This is a genomic window from Williamsia muralis (assembly GCF_002735905.1).
Lineage (GTDB): Bacteria > Actinomycetota > Actinomycetes > Mycobacteriales > Mycobacteriaceae > Williamsia > Williamsia muralis_A.
In genome coordinates this window covers 582,036-599,283 of sequence record NZ_PEBD01000008.1, presented here as the reverse complement: position 1 = coordinate 599,283, position 17,248 = coordinate 582,036, and the positions used below count along the sequence as shown (strand labels likewise).

Genomic DNA, 17,248 nt, shown 5'->3' with positions numbered 1-17,248 from the left:
GCCGGGGCTCAGCCGTGGCTGTGCAACGGCAGCCCCGCCAACGCCATGTGCGCCTCACCCAGCGCTTCGGACTGAGTCGGGTGAGCATGGACAAGCGCGGCGACGTCATCCGGGTAGGCGCCCCACCCCACGGTCAGTTGTGCCTCGCCGATCAGTTCGCCGACGCGTTCACCCACCATGTGGATGCCGACGACCGGTCCCGAATCCTTCTGCGCACGAATCACTTTGATTCCGCCACCGGTTCCGAGTATCTGACTCTTCCCGTTTCCGGCCAGATCGTAGACCACCGTTGACACCTCACCGTACTTCTCACGCGCCTGCGCCTCGGTGAGCCCGACAGATGCGACTTCCGGATTGCAGTACGCGACTCGCGGAATGGAGGAGTCCTCGACGAGAACCCGATCGCGTCCGGCGATCACCTCGGCCACGTGGATGCCATGCGCGAAACCGCGATGGGCGAGTTGTGGCCCCGCGACGATGTCGCCCACTGCGTATACCCCGTCCTGAGATGTACGCAGCGCATCGTCCACGCGCACGAATCCACGCTCGTCGAGCTCGATGCCGCCTTGTGCAAAGCCATTTTCAGACGTCCGCGGACCACGACCCACCGACACGAGCACAACGTCCGCCTCGAGAAGGTCGCCTCCTGCCAGTGCCACGGCCACCCCGTCGGCCTGTTGCGTGACAGCCTCGCACCGCGCATCGGTCCTGACGGTCACGCCGCGCTTCTTGAGAGCCCTGGTGAGTTGTTTGGACGACCACTCGTCCTCGGTGGCGATCAATCGTGGCAGCGCTTCGACGATGGTGACCTGGGCACCCAAAGATGTCCAGACGCTTGCGAACTCGACGCCGATCACCCCACCGCCGAGAACCACCACCCGCTCGGGAAGCGTGGGCAGTTCGAGGGCGTCATCACTCGTCAGGACTCGACCACCGCTGTCGACACCCGGCAGCGTCCGGGCTGCCGAACCCGTCGCGAGCACCAGTGATCGTCCGGTGAACGTGGTCCCCCCGACTTCGACGCTGCGTCCCCCGATATAGCGGCCGGTGCCGTTCACGATCTCGACCCGGTGGGCTTTCACCAGTCCTTGCAGGCCTCGGTACAAGCGGTCGACCACCGAGTTCTTGTACGCGTGGATTCCCGCCACGTCGACCTTGGTGAGCTCGGCGCCGATCCCGACCTTGGATGCGTGGGCAACCGTGTCGGCGACCTCGGCTGCATGGAGCAACGCCTTGGTGGGGATACAGCCGCGATGCAGGCAGGTCCCTCCCACCTTGCCTTCTTCGATGAGGGTGACGGTCTTGCCGAGTTGGGCGGCGCGGAAGGCTGCAGCGTACCCACCCGACCCGCCTCCCAGGATCAGGACGTCGGGGATGTCGGTCATGGCTTTTCCTCCGGGTGTGCGCTCAGCTCAGCGCGATCAGCGTGACGGGATCGGAAAGGATGTCGGCAATGGTTGCGAGAAAACGAGATCCCTGCTCGCCGTCGACCAGCCGGTGGTCGAACGAGAGACTGAGCGTGGTCACCGATCGCAGGGCGATCTCACCCCGGTGTTCCCACGGCTGTCGACGGATTGCGCCGAAGCACAGGATGGCCGCCTCGCCGGGGTTGAGGATCGGCGTTCCCGAATCCACCCCGAACACACCGACATTGGTGATCGTGATGGTGCCCGCGGACAGGTCTTGTGGACCGGTGCGCCCTTCTTTCGCCGTAGTCGTCAAGGTGGTGAGCGCTTCGGCGAGGTCACGCAGGCTCAACGCGTGGGCGTTCTTGATGTTGGGCACCATGAGGCCGCGCGGGGTCGCCGCTGCGATTCCCAGGTTGACGTAGCGCTTGGTGACGATCTCCTGATTAGCCTCGTCCCACGCAGAGTTGAGCGACGGATTGGACCGCAGTGCCACGAGCAGCGCCTTGGCCACCAAGGCCAGCGGCGTGATGCGTACCGACCGGAAGTGCTTGGACTCCTTGAGTTGTGCGAGCAGATCGACGGCCGGGGTGACGTCCACGGTGACGAACTCGGTGACATGCGGTGCGGTGAAGGCACTGCGGACCATGGCGTCGGCGGTGTGTTTGCGGACCCCCTTGATCGGGGTGCGTTCTTCGTCCAGCACCGCCGCGCCAGGTTGGGCGGATTCGCCCGAAGCTGCGGCGGGTTCGGGTAAGAGCTCGGACACCGGGTCGGCAGCTGATCGGGCCAGGTACTGCTCGAGGTCGTCGCGGGTGACCTGCCCCCGACCGCCGGTGGCGGGCACCTCGACCAGATCGACACCGTTCTGCTTGGCTGCGAACCGGACCGGCGGCGCGGCCAGCGGGCGCTCCTGCTCTGTCACAACAGCATCCACTGCCGACACGGTGGCCGTGTTCGTCCGCCGTCGACGCCGTCCCGTGCTCTCCTCGGCGACGCCGTACCCGACAAGCACCGGCGTGCGTTCCTTGCCCGCGGGACGTGAGTCCGACGGGGCAGGGCCTGATGAGACGGGGTTCTGCGGGGCAGTCGGCGTGTGGTTCTGCGTGGCGGCGCCCCCGACGGCGATGTCGATGAACGGCCGACCCACCTCGATGGTGGCTCCCTCGTCTGCATAGAGCGCCACAACGGTTCCCGCATAGGGAGAGGGCAGTTCGACCGATGCTTTGGCCGTCTCGACCTCGGCGATGTTCTGGTTGAGTTCGACTGTGTCCCCGACCTTCACAAGCCAGGTGAGCAATTCGGCCTCGGTGAGTCCCTCGCCGAGGTCGGGGAGCAAGAAGGTCTGCGTTGTCGACATGAGCTGGCTCCTACGATGCGAACGTGCGGTCGACGGCGTCGAGGATGCGGTCGACGTCGGGAAGGAAGTGTTCTTCGAGCTTGGCCGGCGGATACGGCAGGGTGAATCCGCCCACGCGGGCGATCGGGGCCTCGAGATGAAAGAAGCAGCGCTCACCGATGCGCGCCGCGAGTTCCGCGCCGATACCCAGGAACACCGGGGCCTCATGGGTGATCACCAGACGCCCGGTGCGGCGCACCGAGTCGGCAACGGTGTCGACATCAAGCGGTGAGATCGACCGCAGATCGATCACCTCGATCGAACGGCCCTCGCCCGCAGCGATCTTCGCCGCCTGCACCGCAGTGGTGACCAGCGGTCCGTAGGCGACCAGGGTGACATCCGAGCCTGGCGTGACGACGCGGGCCTTGTGCAGCGGGTAGGCATCCCCGGGCTCGGCTAGCGGCCCCTTCTCCCAGTACCGGCGCTTGGGTTCGAAGAACAGCACCGGGTCGTCGGACTCGATAGCCTGCTGGATCATCTGGTGGGCGTCCGCGGAGGTACCGCAGGTGACCACACGCAGACCAGCGGTCGCGGCGAAGTAGCCCTCGGGCGACTCCGAGTGGTGCTCGATCGCACCGATTCCACCGCCGTAGGGAACCCGGATCGTGATGGGCATCTTCACGTTGCCGCCGGTGCGGTAGTGCAGCTTGGCGACCTGCGAGACGATCTGGTCGAACGCCGGGTAGATGAATCCGTCGAACTGGATCTCACACACGGGCCGGTAGCCGCGCATCGCCAGACCCACTGCCGTGCCGATGATCCCGGATTCGGCCAAGGGGGTGTCGATGACCCGCTGCGGTCCGAAGTCCTTCTGCAGACCGTCGGTCACCCGGAACACACCTCCGAGCTTGCCGATGTCCTCGCCGAGGAGCATCACCTTCGGATCCTTCTCCATCGCTTTGCGCAGGCCGGAGTTGATGGCCTTGCCGATCGGCATGACCGCAGGGGTGATCGCCGGGGCGCTCATCGGACGTCTCCTTCGAATCCTTGCAGGTACGAGGCGAACTCGCGTCGTTCCTCGTCGATCAAGGGGTGTTGTTCGGCATAGACCTCGTCGAACATCGACAGCGGCGTCGGTTCGACGGTCTCGAGGCAGCCGCGTCGTAGTTCGGCTGCGGTTGTGTCCGATTGATTCCGGATCCTTTCGAGGACATCGTCGGTCAGGACGCCTGCCGCGTCGAGCAGCGCCCGCACCCGGTCGAGAGGGTCCTTGGCCCGCCATTCGTCGTCCAGCGCCGCGGGCCGATATCGCGTCGGGTCGTCGGAGGTGGTGTGCGGTCCCATCCGGTAGGTGACGGCCTCGATCAGTGTCGGGCCACTGCCTTCTCGAGCCCGCGCCAACGCCGCGCGGGTGACCGCGATGACGGCAAGTACGTCGTTACCGTCGACCCGCACACTCGGCACCCCGAAACCCCGCCCGCGTTCGGCGATGGTCACACGCGACTGCAACGAGACCGGTTCGGAGATCGCCCACTGGTTGTTCTGGCAGAAGAAGACAACGGGGGCATGGAAACTCGCGGCGAATCCGAAGGCTTCGGAGATGTCGCCCTGGCTGGTGGCCCCGTCACCGAAGTACGTGATCGCGGCACCGTCCACGCCGTCGAACTGCATACCGAGCGCATAGCCGGTGGCGTGCAACGCCTGCGCGCCCACGATGATCGCCGGTGTGGTCATCCGGTACTCATAGGGGTTCCAGCCCGAATGAGTGGAGCCTCGCCAGAACCGGAGCATGTGGGCCGGGTCGACGTCACGGCAGTAGGCGACCGCGTGCTCGCGGTAACTGGCGAAAACGAAGTCCTGGGGATCGATCGCCCGCGCCGAGCCGACCTGCGCGGCCTCCTGACCAAGCAGCGGCGCCCAAAGGCCGAGCTCTCCCTGTCGCTGCAGAGCGGTGGCCTCGGCGTCTATGCGACGCACCACCACCAGGTCCTCGTAGAGACGCAGCAACGCGTCCACGTCGATGTCGGAGACGAGATCGGAGTACTCGGGGTGCTCGAGTCTCTCGCCCGTCGGGCTGATCAGTTGGACCAGATCGTCGTTGTCGATCACCGGGGCCTCCACTCGCCAGGGCTGACGTGGGCATTCGCCCACGGTTCATTCGGTGCACGTCAGGCAACCAGTGAGCGCCACACTGCACAAGAGCTGTGATCGAACTTGCGCATTTTGACCAACTTCGCGGCGATGAGACGTGCGACACTGTGCGACATGACGAAGTTCGACCGCTCCGACGCCCGCCTTCTGCTCGCCCTCTGCGAGACCCCACGCGCCACCGGGGTGCAGTTGGCGGCCGCCCTCCAGATGGCCAGGAACACCGTGCAATCCCGGTTGGCCAGATGGGAAGAGCGACGGGTCCTGGCGCCGATGGACCGACTGATCTCCACCAGAGACCTCGGATACACGCTCCGTGCCTACATCAGCGCGGTCGTCGACCAGCACCGACTCGAACCGATCATCGCCCTCTTCGGCGACATCCCCGAGGTGGTCGAGGTGACCGGGATCTCGGGCGACGCAGACCTTCTCATCGCGGTCGCTGCCCTCGACGCCGACGACTTGTATCGCGTGGCCGGGCTCATCCTGGCGGTGCCCGGCGTCGAACGGACCACCATGTCGGTGGCCATGCGCGATGCGATCCCATATCGGACCCGCCCCCTGCTCGAGCGTCTCGCGCGCGGTCGGTGAGGCCAGGCCGCGCAGTCACAGAGGCCGCAATCTGAGCAACGCAACAGCGAGCACGCGCAACAGAATGTGCACATTGCGCAAATATCCGGCTTGCTGTTGACCACTTCGCCGCTCCGGGACAACATTCGTGCAGCTGGATGCACACTTAACCCTCGACCACCTACCCGGAGGTTTCCATGTCCGTCACCGTCACCCCTCTGTCCGCAGAGTCGGCCACAAGCCACGTGTTCGGTCGATCAGACTTCCCCATCGACGAGCCCGCGCACGAGCAGGTGGTGTTCTGCCAGGACAGCACAAGCGGTCTGCAGGCCATCATCGCCTTGCACTCCACTTCGCTGGGACCCGCCCTCGGCGGCACCCGGTTTCATTCCTACGTTGATGAAAATGCCGCGCTCACAGATGTTTTGCGGCTGTCACGCGGGATGACGTACAAGGCTGCGGCAGCCGGACTCGACCTCGGCGGAGGCAAGGCCGTCATCCTCGGTGATCCGCGGGCCATCAAGACGCCGGAGTTGTTGCGCGCCTATGGCCGATTCGTGGAAAGACTCGACGGTCTGTATGTCACGGCCGGCGATGTGGGCACGAACAGCGACGATCTCGACATCATCGGCGAATCGACCGCACACGTAGTCGGCCGGAACACGGCTGCCGGCGGATCGGGTGACAGCGGGCCCAACACCGCCCTCGGGGTGTTCCAGGCCATGCGCGCAGCGGCAGTACAGGTTTGGGGCGAACGCGAACTCGCCGGACGCACGGTGGGCGTGGAGGGTGCGGGAAAGGTGGGCTTCGAGCTCGTGTCGCTCCTGACAGATGCCGGCGCCGAGGTACTGGTCTCCGACGTCTACCAGCCCTCACTCGACCGCGTGCTGCATACTTTCCCCCGCACGAAGGTGGCGGCGGACGTCCGCGCCGAGCGCCTCGACGTCTATGCCCCGTGTGCGCTCGGTGGCACGTTGGACGTAGCCACCAGTGAGACGCTGAACACATCCATCGTCTGCGGCGCCGCCAACAACCAGTTGCTCACCCCTGAGGCCGAGAGGACGCTCGTCAACCGCGGAATCGTGTGGGTACCGGATTATGTGGCCAATTCCGGTGGGCTCATCCAGGTCGAGGGCGAGCTCCGCGGGCGCACCCGCGAAGAGGTACGCAAGCGCGTCGAATCCGTCTTCGACACAATGACATTCGTACTCCAGACCGCGGCCCGCGAGAGCATAGCGGCCGGTGTCGCCGCCGACCGGATCGCGCGTCGCCGGCTCGATGATGCAGTGTGAAGCACCGGCAGCGCGTACCGCGCCGATCGCACGTATCGAGCTCTGAAGTTGTTGTCAGCCAAGGTAAACCTTCCCTGAGACAGGTTCGGCAATGCCACCCTTAGTAAGGATGAGCTTGGATGACAACGGCTTTCACCTGGCCCTAACCTGGTCGTCATGAGCACAATTCGAACCCGCTTCCATGAGCTCCTGCACGACCAGATTCGTCAAGAATTCTCTGCGTCACAGCAGTACATCGCCATTGCGGCTTACTACGACAACGAAGACCTGCCTCAGTTGGCCAAGCACTTCTACGCCCAGGCTGTCGAAGAACGCAACCACGCGATGATGATCGTGCAGTACTTCCTCGACCGCGACATGGTGGTGCACACCCCGGGCATCGATCAGCCGGAGAACTCGTTCGCCGACTACCGCGCCCCGATCAAGGTGGCACTCTCGCAAGAGCAGCGTGTCACCGACCAGATCGTCGAATTGGCCAAGACGGCCCGCGACGAAGGTGACTACCTGGGCGAGCAGTTCATGCAGTGGTTCCTCAAGGAGCAGATCGAAGAGGTCGCGGTGATGCGCACCCTGCAGACCGTCGCCGATCGGTGCGAAGGCAATCTCTTCGACCTCGAGAACTTCGTCGCCCGCGAGGTCGGCACCGCGGCCAAGACGGATGCCACCGCACCCGGTGTCGCCGGCGGCAGCCTGTAGGAACCCGCTCGACAGCACGTCAACACGCACAAAGGGCGCGGCCGGATCTTTCCGGCCGCGCCCTTTGTTGTCGTGTCTGTCTCGGGCGAACTGCCCGTCACCTCAGCGCAGGGTGACCTGCCGGGCTCGGATGCCGTCGCGTGAGCGCCGCTCGTCGCTGGTGAGCTCGGCGTCCGAGGCCAGCGCCTCGTTGAGCCGGTTGTTGAACGTCTCGACGCCCGCAGTCCACTCGGTGGGGTGCAGTTCGCGGTCCAGGTCGAACACCGGCACCAGTAGCCCGTGTGTACGGAAAGAACCCGCGAAGCGTGATCCTTCGCCGAGTGTCAGCCCACCCGATGCATGCACGCGCGCCAGCGCCGCCATCACGTCGTCTTCGGGCTCGGGGCGTATCCACCGCAGATGTGCACGCTCACCGGCGTCGACCCACCAAGGCGCCCCGACGAAGTCCCCGGCCAACCGGGCCGTCGGCATGATGGACGCGTTGGCCTGCTCGATCATCGCGGTGATCTGAGGGGCGGGGTTTTCCTGACCCTCGATCCACCAGTTGAAGTCGTTGTGGACGGTGATGTCGAGCGCAGCGGCGGGATCGAGCACGTCCTCGAGTGCACCGGCCTCGGCAATGTCCACCTCTGAAAACGTCTCTCCCGCAGCGCCTTCGGTTGCCCACCGGATCGCGGCGGCCAATGCGGCACCGGGCTCTTCGTGCTCGGGCTGGGTCTGCAGCGCAACCAAACCAACAGCTGCGCCGGACTCCTCACGCACCAGTGCCGGTCCGGCACCGGGCAGAACCGTCACCAGTCGCACGGGGTTGGTGCCCGGTGCGGTCAACGGCAACTCGGCGGTGGCCGAGGCGACGAAGGCCCTCAGGGCCACCAGGTCGCATTCGGCGGCGATCCCGGCGAACGGCCGGAAGAGCGGCGCGGTTGCCTGGGCCTGCCGTTCCTTGCGTGCCGCCACCCGTTCTGCGCGATTGCTTCCGGGTCGGGGTCCGCTGCCACGTTTACTCTTCTTAGCCACGTGAGAAGAACTTACGCAGCGAGCCAGCCCCGCACCCGGTCGGGGTAGTTGGTGGCGATCCAGCCGACCCCGAGATCGGCACAGAATGTCGCGTCGCGCCGCTCGTCGACCGTCCAGCAGTATGTGGCCCGACCAGCGGCGGCAGCACGATCCACCGCATCGGGGTGCTCCCGCAGAGTGAAGATCGACGGTCCGATGGCCGTGGCCCCCACGGCGGTGGCGGCGCTTCCCCCGAGGAACCGGGCGGTGTCGCCGAGTAGCACGGTGGGCAGCATCGGAGCGTTACGTCGGATGCGCCACACACCGGCGGTGGAGAACGAGATCACCACGGCGCGGCTGTGATCTGCCGACGCCGGTGTCGCGACACCGAACCGTTGCAATTCGGCGAGGAGGAGCTGCTCCACCAGTCCACCGAATCGAACGGGGTGCTTGGTCTCGATGAACAGGCGCACCGGGCGTTTCCAGTCCAGCGTCAGCTCCATCAGTTCGCGCAGTGTGAGGACCTTCGAGGTGAGACCGGAAGTATGCCAACTCGCGAAGTCGAACTCCCGGAGCTGAGCGAGGGTGAGCTCACTGACCACACCGCTGCCGTCGGAGGTGCGGTCGATCGTGCGGTCGTGGACACACACCAGCTCGTGATCCGCGGTGAGCCGGACGTCGCACTCGAGTCCGTCGGCGCCCTGCTCGAGGGCGAGCTCGTAAGCCATCAGCGTGTGTTCCGGTTTGTGGCCCGACGCCCCCCGGTGAGCCACCACCGCAGGCGTTTCCGTGCGCAGCACCCGATGGGTGTCGGTCATACCGCGACCAGCCATCGGGTGGGGGCCGCGGTCTCGGCCTCCCGGTCGAGCAGTCGCGTGATCGTCCACCACACCGCAACCGCGAACCCGGCGCTGGCCAGGTCGGACACGATGACAAGGAGCACCGCATTCGACTGCCACAGCAGGGACTCGGCGAAGATCCGCAGCACGATGCACCCGACCACCAGCAGATTCACCAGTACCCAGCCGGCCCACAACCACCACAGTCGCTTACGGATGTGGTCGCGCGGCAGGTCGTCGCGGAGTTCGAGTACCTCACGCATGAAGGCCACCGGCCGGAAGACGTTGATCACCGGGACCCAGCATCCGATGAAGATCTCCCGGCGGGTTCGCGGGTCGTATTGACCGTGCTCGCCGTATGACCTCCGCCGCTCCTCGATCAACCATCCGGCGGCGCCGGCCAGGCACGCGAGCATCATCGCCACCGACGCCAGGCCGGTGATCCACACCGCGGCCTCGGCAGCGACCTGCATACCGCGGCTGACCGGTTCTTCCAGGTTGACCACGAGCAATGCGTAGATCCACGCCTCGGCGGCGGCCGCCGCGACGAGTACGCCCGCTGCGATCAGCAGCAGCTGCGGAAGACGGGCTGTCGCCTGTTCGATCAGGTTTTGCTCACGCGTTTCGGGTCCGGTTGCCGGGCTGTCCTGCAGACCCCACTGCGGGACGCTTCGGTAGCGAGGCGTGGGTGTTTCGCGCCGCTCCACCCGGGCCCGCGGACCCGGCCGGGCCTCGGGCGGACGCAGCGCCACCCAGCGCACCATCCGCCGTGCTGTCGGCGACATCTGACGCGGGCCGCCGCCGGCCACCGATTGATGACGCTGGCTGCGCGGCGGGACGTACATGTTGTTCGGCCGCGGCTGCGGGCCAGGCGGAGGGGGTGCGGGTACATATCCCGCGGTCGGCACGGGCCGTTGCTGCGGCAGTGGCCGGAACACCACGGCGCGGCCGTAGGCGTCGAGCGGTGTCAGCGGACCCGAACATCGTGGGCAGCGTGGTCGACGGGGATCGTGCGGTCCAGCGATCCGGCAGTGCGGGCAGTAGTCCCGGACCGGTCCAGAAGGCGGAACTGTCACCGCCCGGTCTCCGAGGACGCCGCTCCCCCGGATCCACCTGCGCCTGTCTCCAGGGGCCTGCCGGCCTGCGCCCACGCCAGGATTCCGCCCCCGACGTTCGCGCCCTCGTACCCGCGCTGCGAGAGGTACCCGAGCACGCGGGCCGAGCGGCCACCTGAATGACAGATGACAAACAGCTCGGCGTCGGGGTCGATCTCGTCGACCCGAGCGGGCACTTCGCCGAGAGGGATGTGGAGGGCTCCGGGAACGTGCCCGTTCGCCCACTCGTCGTCTTCTCGAACGTCCAGCAGGATCCTGTTCGTCTCTGCCGTGAAATCGACCGGTAGGTCGGCGACGGGCACCGACGGAACATCCGACATAGTCACCCGTCCATGGTGGCACGCTGCCTCGGCATGCGCCGCCGCCCCACAGTTTTCAACAGGTTATCCACAGGGCCCCGCGTTCTACTCTGCGTCGCTCAAATATGAAGATAATTAACAATCCGAAAGATAATCCTTCCACCAGCAACTTGTTTTGTGACGAGGTTCACTAACAATTCACTCAAAACGCCGAGTTCTCCACAGTTTCCACAGCCTCATCCACAGGTTGAGTGTTTGCTGGCAGGCTCCGAACCAGCGCATTAGGCGCGGCCTGTGGATAACTTCGCGTCAACCGGAGATGACAACTCACAGGGTCCGATTTGCGGAGGCACCCTTCGGTGCATCCCCGCACGGTCAGTAGACCGACCACTCCGACTGCGAGTACTCGAGGATCCGCGGCTGCATCAGGGTGGACGAGGGCATCTCCAAGGGTGGGCGGTCGGGCGGGAACGTACGGGCGGCATCCAGCTCGTCCGCCGACAAGAAGCGACGGTCCACCGCAGGGTCCACCGTCACCGCCGGTGCGACGTCACCCACCGCCCCCAGAAAGAAGCCCCAGTCCCCGAACGAGGGCACGTCGACGTGATAGGCCGCGGTCGTCACGCCCGCCTCGGCGATGCTCTGGCCGATGCACCAGAACGAGCGGGGCGCAAAGTAAGGAGAGCCCGCCTGGACGACCATCCGCGCACCCGGCGCCAGATGCCCACGGATCAGCCCATAGAACTCCACCGAGTACAGCTTGGCGGTGGCCGTCTCGTCCGGGTCCGGCATGTCGACGATGACGGCGTCGAACAGCCCCGAGTCCTCACGCAGCCAGTTGAAGGCGTCGGCTGTCACCACCGAGACCCGCTCGTCGGCGAAGGCGTTGCGGTTGAGTTCGGTGAGTCTCGGATCTGTGCGCGCCAAATCGATCATCCGAGGGTCCAGTTCGACGAGGTGGACCGACTGCACATCGCGGTACTTCAGCACCTCACGAAGTGCCAGACCGTCGCCGCCGCCGAGGATCAGCACGTTGTCCCGCTTCTCCGCCAGCGCCGGATGCACCAGCGCCTCGTGGTACCGGTACTCGTCCACACTCGAGAACTGCAGATCACCGTTGAGGAAGAGCCGGGTGTCGTCGTCGCCGCCGGAAACCTTGCGATTGGTGATCACGATGTCCTGGATGGGGGTTCGGTCGGCCAGCACGATCGGGTCGCGATACAGCGCCTGCCGTGCATTGACCTCGAAGGTGTCGGCATAGAACATCGCCGCCACCAGCACCGCGACCACACCGACCGACCCGGCGCCCAAGGCCAACATGCGAACACGACCGAGGTCTCGGCGGAACACGATGAGTACAAGAGCGGCTCCGGCAACGGCGTTGATCATGCCGACCACGAGCGCGCCGCGGATCTGCCCGAGCAACGGCAGCAACAGGAACGGGAACGCCAGGCCACCGAGCAACGCGCCCACGTAGTCGGCAGCGAACAGATCGGCCACCGCAGACCCTGCCGACTGCTTCCTGATGTGTTGGAGCAACACCATCAGCAGGGGTATCTCGGCGCCGATCAGCATTCCGAGCACGAAGGCGACCACCACGAGCGACTGCGTGTACAGCGACAAATAGGCGAACGCTCCGTACAGCGCCAGCACCGAGAGACCACCGAGCAGAGCCAGCACCAGTTCGATGACTGCGAAGCTGACGGCGGCCCGGTTCTGCAGAGGTTTTGCAGCCAGCGATCCGATGCCCATCGCAAACACCATCACCGACAACACGATTGCGGCCTGCGTGGCCGTGTTACCGATCAGGTACGACCCCAGCGTGACGAGCGCGAGCTCGTAGACCAGCCCGCAGGCGGCGCAGATGAACACCACCGCCAGCAGCGCTGACCGTGCTGCCCGGCGTAGCGGCGGCGGTGCGGTGGTGTCGGAAGGGGCGGTGGAGGTGGCCAATGGAGCGGGCTACAGCAGTGACGCGGCGATGATCAGTCCGGCACCCACGTGCACCGTTGCCGAGACCCACACGGCGGGGTGCGGCCGATCATCCAACAACACCTCGCCCAGGTCGCCGGGAGAAAGGGCGTCCACGAGGATGAAGGTCAACGCCATCACGAAGATCCCGATCACCGTGTAGATGAGGGTGTACAGCAGTCCCTCACCGAGGTCGCCTTCGCTGGCGGCGATCGCCGCGACGATGATGATCGCCACCGCCAGGGTGTTGCTCGCCACCAGGATGCACGCGTTCCGGTTGCGATCCACCCAGACCTGTTGTCGCAGTCTGCCCGGCGTCACCAGGTCGACGGCGACGAACCCGAGGATCATCAGCAACACACCGACGCAGCTGTACGCCGCAGCCGATACGACGTTGTCGCGCAAGATCTCCCACTCCACTTTGTCTCCCACCTGTTGTTTTCTGCGCTACTTGCCGGAACCGCCGCCGCCGCCCCGATAGTCGGAGCCGCCACCGGAAAAATTGGGACGTGAGACCCAGAATCCACCGATGAACCCGCCGTAATGGCGGTACCCGGATTCGTAGTCATCACTGAGCATCACGCGGGTGTTGTTGTCTTCATAGGGAAAGAGGCCCACGAGGTAGTCGGGATACTGCATGAACAACCCACTAGTAGGCACCCCGGCGACGGTCTGGGTCGCCTGACGTTGATCGGTCGGCCTCTGGGCACCGCTTATCTGACCGGCGACTTGCTCAGGGGTGCCGTCGGCGATGTACGCATCCACCGATCCTTCGTCCAGGTTCGGCGCCCGGTCATAGTTCTGTTGGATGTAGCTGCGCGCGCTGGTGGATGCCATCCCGCCGGACACACATGAAAAGGCAAGCAGCGCAACAGCCACCAGGACGATGGCGGCGATGATGCCGTTACGGATGCGGTTGAGGGGCTTGCGGTTGTAGCCGCCCGCATCGTGGTCGTAGGTCATCAACGCACCTGCACGAGGCTCGAGGTGATCACCACGTCGCCTGTCTGGGGATAGGCGTGCCAGGTGTCCCAGCGGATCCGGTCGCCGACGTCGGCGGCGATGATCGCGGTGAAGGCATCGGGACTGCCGGGGTAGTGCCCGATCAGCGCATGCGGTCCTGTCGCCCGATCCGAGATCTGGGCGCCGAGCACGGAGAGGGACCGTGCGCTGTGTCGTTCGGTTCGCGCCCGGAACGAGACGGTGGGCGTTTGCAACGTCGACGGTAGCTCCCGGTGCTGTCCCGGGAGGCACGCCAGGGTTTCGACGGTCTCGCCGAGGGCGGTCACCGCGCTGACCTGGTGGCTTGCGCCCAACAACCGCAAAGAGAGGTCTGCGTTGTCGAATTGGCAGCGAACGGTGGACAGAGCGGGCAGCAACGGCTCATCGAAGGACAGGGTCAGCTGGTCGGCGCTGGTGTCCGAGTACGGCACCGCGAGAATCGCCTGCATGCTCAGCTCGGACCGGTGTCTGCGGGAAAGATGCGGTATTCGGCGCGAGCCAGGACCTGTCCCCGCGCGCATTCCCAGCCCGACCCGAAGTCCTCGAAGGACAACCGGGCGTCGCCGGCCGAGTAGTCGTGATACGACATGTTTCCGGTGGCCAGCCCGGTGGTTCCGGCGCTGGTGAACCTCGCCGACCCAGTCTCGTCCGACGAATATCGGCGGCCGTCGACCTCCACCGACTCGGGCCCGGGAGAAACGGCAACACCCTTGAGTTCCTCCCACAGCACCACCTCGAGGTCGGGGTCCTCCTCCACCGACACCCACGCCTTGCGGCCGGTTCCGGTGTCGAGGAAGTTCTCGGTCCACGAGAAGCCGCTCTGCGTGAGGGTCAGGGTGCCTCGGACCGCGAACATCTCCCCGCGGATCTCCACCATGTCGCCGGGCTTGAGCGCGCGAGGATCTCCACGGACGGCGTCGTCGTCGGCAGACGAGAACGGATCCCGCGGAGCGTACGCGCGGTCACGAACCGCCCTGGTCTCGGCTGCTTGGCGCTCGCGACGCTTCGCGATTGTGTTGAACAGCATGATCACCGCGATGATGGCCAGTATCGCGACGATGATGATCAGCAGCGACTCCATGCGATGAACCTATCCAATTCGGACAGGTCCCGTGCCGCCAGGACCACCCGGTCGGCGTCTAGAGGCCGATCCGCATCCAGTGCGCTCGGCGCTCGGCAGCCGCCAACACACCGGTGACCACGCCATCGAAGGTCTCAGCGGCCATCGCCGACACACGGCCTTCGCTGCGCGACACACCCCCGGTCAGCCGCGTCAGCAGCGGCTTCGGTGAGGCGATGATCTCGAGTTCGGCGTCAGGGAAGCGTTCTGCCAGTACCGACCGCAACACTCCGATTCCGTCGACGAGGCCCACATCCGCAGCGGCGCGGCCCACCCAGACGTCGCCACTGAACAGCTCGGCGTCGGACCCGACGAGTTTGGCGCCACGGCGCTGACGCACCCAGGTGATGAATGCGGCGTGCAGGTCGTGCTGGAGGCCGTGGAGCCAGGCGACGTCTTCGGGCTTCTCCGCCGAGAACGGATCGAGACGCGATTTGTTCTCGCCTGCGGTGTAGACCCGCCGTTCCACTCCCACCCTGCCCAGCAGCTCTGGAGCACCGAAACCCGACGACACCACACCGATCGAACCGACGATCGACGTGTGCGCTGCGTAGATCTCGTCGGCCGCACAAGCGATCCAGTAGCCGCCGGATGCTGCTGCGTCTTCACAGAACGCGATCACCCGAATGCCCTTCTCCGAGGAGAGCTGGCGGATGCGTTCAGCGATGTACTCCGACTGTGCGGGCGAACCACCTGGGGAATTGATGACCAGAACGACAGCTTTGAGCCGTTCGGTCTCGAATGCGCGCCGGAGTTTCGGCTCGAGGTTGTCGGCGGTCAAGCCGCCACGTGCCATCCCGACCGAGCCGATCGGCCCCTCTAGGCGCACCACCGCAACCTTGTCGGCATGTGCCTTGGCCATCTTCTTGGCGAGATGCTTGATCGGACCCATCCCTCAACAATATGCGCGTGCACGTCGGTGGCAGCCGAACATCGACTCAGCCGGAACGACAAAGGCGCGTGACCGGTGCCCGACTCACGGCGGTCGATGTCAGACTGTCGTCATGGGACACCGCTTCGAAGTGAGTGATCGATGACGATCCGCTGGCTCAGCGCCTTTCTCGACTTTCCTGCCGACAGCTTCAGCAACGAGGTGACGTTCTGGCGAGCGATCGCCGGCAGTACGGTGTCGCCCGCCCGAGGACCGGACCGCCAGTTCGCATCTCTCGAGCCATTCAACGGTGACCCGCACCTGCGTGTTCAACGGGTGAAGGACGGACCCGGGGGCGTCCATCTCGATCTGCACGTCGACGACATGAAGCCGGCCACCGCACACGCCAAATCACTGGGCGCCCACATCGTCTCTGCAGCAAGCGACTTGGTGGTGTTGACCTCGCCCGCCGGATTCGGGTTCTGCCTGGTCCCGTGGAACGGCGAACACGAACGTTCCCGGCCCATCCGGTGGCCCGGCGACACCATCAGCATCATCGATCAGCTCTGCATCGACATACCGGCGAAACTGTATGACGCGGAATGCGACTTCTGGGCCACGCTCACCGGCTGGCCATGGCGTCAGGGCGTGATGCCCGAATTCCGTAATCTGCGCCGGCCGAAGGAGATGCCGCTACGGGTGCTGCTCCAACGGATCGGCTCGTCCACGATCAGTGGTCATCTCGACCTCGCCAGCACCCACCCCGACGAGGAGGTGGCCCGACACGAGGGGTGGGGCGCCAAAGTGGAGCAGCACCACCGGTTCTGGACCGTGATGTCGGACCCGATCGGTCGCCGCTACTGCATCACCCATCGCAACCCGCGGTCGGGCGACCTGACACACTAGCCGCCCGTCGGTCCAGACGACGACGAAGGAGATGCGCATCGTGGAGCAACCTGGGTACGACGCGATGGCGGACCTATATGCCGCAACGTTTCCTCATCCGTTCCTCACTCCCCTCGAAGAACACGCCGTCGCGGCGTTCGCCGACACGGTCCGAGACCTTCGCGCCGATGGACTTGTTGTGGATGTGGGGTGCGGGCTGGGCCAGGTCACCGCATTTCTGGCCGAACGGGGGCTGGCGTCGATCGGCATCGACCCCAGCGAGCAGATGCTCGCACGGGCGACGCGCGAGTTTCCACATCTCGATTTCGTCCGAGGTGATGCCACGCTCGCTCAGCTCGGTGGCGACCTGCCGATCGCTGCCATCCTGGCGCGTTTCAGCCTGATTCACGTACCACCCGAGAATGTCCCGGATGTGCTGCGCTGCTGGGCCTCCCGGACCTCGGCGGGCGCACCCGTCCTGGTGGCGTGCCAAACCAGTTCGCACACCGAACAAGTCGAGCAGTTCGACCACAAAGTGGCGCCCGCCTGGCGATGGCACCCCGATCGATTGGCAGCGGTCCTGTCCGACAACGGATTCGATGAGGTGTGGCGGACGGTGAGCCAATCCGACGATCAGCACCGATTCGCCGAGGTTCACATGCTTGCCGCACGGCGATGAGGCGGCGCCTTGGCCAGAGC

The 17,248-nt window shown here is 65.6% G+C and carries 19 protein-coding genes; 5 read left to right on the top strand and 14 right to left on the bottom strand.

What is annotated here, in order from left to right:
* Positions 1–8: 8 nt before the first annotated feature.
* The 4 genes from lpdA to pdhA are packed head-to-tail and all read right to left on the bottom strand — an operon-like array spanning position 9 to position 4,854.
* Positions 9–1,385: a dihydrolipoyl dehydrogenase gene (lpdA, locus tag CSW57_RS11880; protein ID WP_099382934.1), complete on the bottom strand. Its 1,377-nt coding sequence runs from the start codon at positions 1,383–1,385 to the stop codon at positions 9–11.
* A gap of 22 nt (positions 1,386–1,407) precedes the next feature.
* The gene (locus tag CSW57_RS11875) at positions 1,408–2,766 is read right to left on the bottom strand and encodes a dihydrolipoamide acetyltransferase family protein (protein WP_099382933.1); all 1,359 of its coding nucleotides are present in this window, start codon (positions 2,764–2,766) and stop codon (positions 1,408–1,410) included.
* A 10-nt stretch (positions 2,767–2,776) separates the two neighbouring features.
* Positions 2,777–3,772: an alpha-ketoacid dehydrogenase subunit beta gene (locus CSW57_RS11870; protein ID WP_099382932.1), complete on the bottom strand. Its 996-nt coding sequence runs from the start codon at positions 3,770–3,772 to the stop codon at positions 2,777–2,779.
* Positions 3,769–4,854, bottom strand: coding sequence for a pyruvate dehydrogenase (acetyl-transferring) E1 component subunit alpha (pdhA, locus tag CSW57_RS11865; RefSeq protein WP_099383348.1), 1,086 nt, complete (start codon positions 4,852–4,854; stop codon positions 3,769–3,771). Before pdhA ends, CSW57_RS11870 begins: the two co-directional genes overlap by 4 nt.
* A 156-nt stretch (positions 4,855–5,010) precedes the next feature.
* Here pdhA and CSW57_RS11860 point away from each other — a divergent pair, with 156 nt between their 5' ends.
* The 3 genes from CSW57_RS11860 to CSW57_RS11850 all read left to right on the top strand — a co-directional run bounded on the left by CSW57_RS11860 (position 5,011) and on the right by CSW57_RS11850 (position 7,451).
* Complete coding sequence (locus CSW57_RS11860) at positions 5,011–5,484, top strand: Lrp/AsnC family transcriptional regulator (RefSeq protein WP_099383347.1); 474 nt, start codon at positions 5,011–5,013, stop codon at positions 5,482–5,484.
* A 176-nt stretch (positions 5,485–5,660) separates the two neighbouring features.
* On the top strand, positions 5,661–6,755 hold the full coding sequence (locus CSW57_RS11855; protein ID WP_099382931.1) for a Glu/Leu/Phe/Val family dehydrogenase: 1,095 nt from the start codon (positions 5,661–5,663) through the stop codon (positions 6,753–6,755).
* A 156-nt stretch (positions 6,756–6,911) separates the two neighbouring features.
* Complete coding sequence (locus CSW57_RS11850; protein WP_030167471.1) at positions 6,912–7,451, top strand: ferritin; 540 nt, start codon at positions 6,912–6,914, stop codon at positions 7,449–7,451.
* 102 nt (positions 7,452–7,553) lie between these two features.
* Here CSW57_RS11850 and CSW57_RS11845 read toward each other — a convergent pair whose 3' ends face one another.
* From CSW57_RS11845 to CSW57_RS11800, 10 genes are all read right to left on the bottom strand, one after another.
* The gene (locus CSW57_RS11845) at positions 7,554–8,468 is read right to left on the bottom strand and encodes a DUF5926 family protein (RefSeq protein WP_099382930.1); all 915 of its coding nucleotides are present in this window, start codon (positions 8,466–8,468) and stop codon (positions 7,554–7,556) included.
* Between the two features lie 11 nt (positions 8,469–8,479).
* Positions 8,480–9,265 carry a glycerophosphodiester phosphodiesterase gene (locus tag CSW57_RS11840; protein ID WP_099382929.1) on the bottom strand — a complete coding sequence of 262 codons (786 nt, stop codon included), beginning with the start codon at positions 9,263–9,265 and terminating at the stop codon, positions 8,480–8,482.
* On the bottom strand, positions 9,262–10,362 hold the full coding sequence (locus CSW57_RS11835; protein ID WP_143696526.1) for a DUF4328 domain-containing protein: 1,101 nt from the start codon (positions 10,360–10,362) through the stop codon (positions 9,262–9,264). Before CSW57_RS11835 ends, CSW57_RS11840 begins: the two co-directional genes overlap by 4 nt.
* A complete protein-coding gene (locus CSW57_RS11830) occupies positions 10,359–10,721 on the bottom strand; it encodes a rhodanese-like domain-containing protein (protein WP_099382927.1) in 363 nt (120 codons plus the stop codon). Before CSW57_RS11830 ends, CSW57_RS11835 begins: the two co-directional genes overlap by 4 nt.
* Before the next feature lie 354 nt (positions 10,722–11,075).
* Entirely contained in the window at positions 11,076–12,653 is a 1,578-nt protein-coding gene (locus CSW57_RS11825) for a polyamine aminopropyltransferase (RefSeq protein WP_099382926.1), read from the bottom strand.
* 9 nt (positions 12,654–12,662) lie between these two features.
* Positions 12,663–13,103: a DUF350 domain-containing protein gene (locus CSW57_RS11820; RefSeq protein WP_223249204.1), complete on the bottom strand. Its 441-nt coding sequence runs from the start codon at positions 13,101–13,103 to the stop codon at positions 12,663–12,665.
* 15 nt (positions 13,104–13,118) lie between these two features.
* Entirely contained in the window at positions 13,119–13,634 is a 516-nt protein-coding gene (locus tag CSW57_RS11815) for a DUF4247 domain-containing protein (protein ID WP_099382925.1), read from the bottom strand.
* On the bottom strand, positions 13,634–14,122 hold the full coding sequence (locus CSW57_RS11810; RefSeq protein ID WP_099382924.1) for a DUF2617 family protein: 489 nt from the start codon (positions 14,120–14,122) through the stop codon (positions 13,634–13,636). Before CSW57_RS11810 ends, CSW57_RS11815 begins: the two co-directional genes overlap by 1 nt.
* Positions 14,123–14,124: 2 nt before the next feature.
* Positions 14,125–14,754: a DUF4178 domain-containing protein gene (locus tag CSW57_RS11805; protein WP_099382923.1), complete on the bottom strand. Its 630-nt coding sequence runs from the start codon at positions 14,752–14,754 to the stop codon at positions 14,125–14,127.
* A gap of 58 nt (positions 14,755–14,812) precedes the next feature.
* Positions 14,813–15,685: a S49 family peptidase gene (locus tag CSW57_RS11800; protein WP_099382922.1), complete on the bottom strand. Its 873-nt coding sequence runs from the start codon at positions 15,683–15,685 to the stop codon at positions 14,813–14,815.
* 141 nt (positions 15,686–15,826) lie between these two features.
* Between CSW57_RS11800 and CSW57_RS11795 the strand changes: the two genes are divergently transcribed.
* Positions 15,827–16,570 (top strand): VOC family protein, encoded by a 744-nt coding sequence (locus CSW57_RS11795; protein ID WP_099382921.1) that lies wholly within the window; start codon positions 15,827–15,829, stop codon positions 16,568–16,570.
* 31 nt (positions 16,571–16,601) lie between these two features.
* A complete protein-coding gene (locus tag CSW57_RS11790) occupies positions 16,602–17,228 on the top strand; it encodes a class I SAM-dependent methyltransferase (RefSeq protein WP_099382920.1) in 627 nt (208 codons plus the stop codon).
* Positions 17,229–17,248: the final 20 nt, after the last annotated feature.

Coding starts and splice junctions, on each gene's coding strand:
- CSW57_RS11850 (WP_030167471.1), top strand. CDS start 6,912: ATGAGCACAATTCGAACCCGCTTCCATGAGCTCCTGCACGACCAGATT.
- CSW57_RS11815 (WP_099382925.1), bottom strand. CDS start 13,634: ATGACCTACGACCACGATGCGGGCGGCTACAACCGCAAGCCCCTCAAC.
- CSW57_RS11830 (WP_099382927.1), bottom strand. CDS start 10,721: ATGTCGGATGTTCCGTCGGTGCCCGTCGCCGACCTACCGGTCGATTTC.
- CSW57_RS11810 (WP_099382924.1), bottom strand. CDS start 14,122: ATGCAGGCGATTCTCGCGGTGCCGTACTCGGACACCAGCGCCGACCAG.
- CSW57_RS11875 (WP_099382933.1), bottom strand. CDS start 2,766: ATGTCGACAACGCAGACCTTCTTGCTCCCCGACCTCGGCGAGGGACTC.
- CSW57_RS11840 (WP_099382929.1), bottom strand. CDS start 9,265: ATGACCGACACCCATCGGGTGCTGCGCACGGAAACGCCTGCGGTGGTG.
- CSW57_RS11800 (WP_099382922.1), bottom strand. CDS start 15,685: ATGGGTCCGATCAAGCATCTCGCCAAGAAGATGGCCAAGGCACATGCC.
- CSW57_RS11860 (WP_099383347.1), top strand. CDS start 5,011: ATGACGAAGTTCGACCGCTCCGACGCCCGCCTTCTGCTCGCCCTCTGC.
- CSW57_RS11870 (WP_099382932.1), bottom strand. CDS start 3,772: ATGAGCGCCCCGGCGATCACCCCTGCGGTCATGCCGATCGGCAAGGCC.
- lpdA (WP_099382934.1), bottom strand. CDS start 1,385: ATGACCGACATCCCCGACGTCCTGATCCTGGGAGGCGGGTCGGGTGGG.
- CSW57_RS11790 (WP_099382920.1), top strand. CDS start 16,602: ATGCGCATCGTGGAGCAACCTGGGTACGACGCGATGGCGGACCTATAT.
- CSW57_RS11795 (WP_099382921.1), top strand. CDS start 15,827: ATGACGATCCGCTGGCTCAGCGCCTTTCTCGACTTTCCTGCCGACAGC.
- CSW57_RS11805 (WP_099382923.1), bottom strand. CDS start 14,754: ATGGAGTCGCTGCTGATCATCATCGTCGCGATACTGGCCATCATCGCG.
- CSW57_RS11855 (WP_099382931.1), top strand. CDS start 5,661: ATGTCCGTCACCGTCACCCCTCTGTCCGCAGAGTCGGCCACAAGCCAC.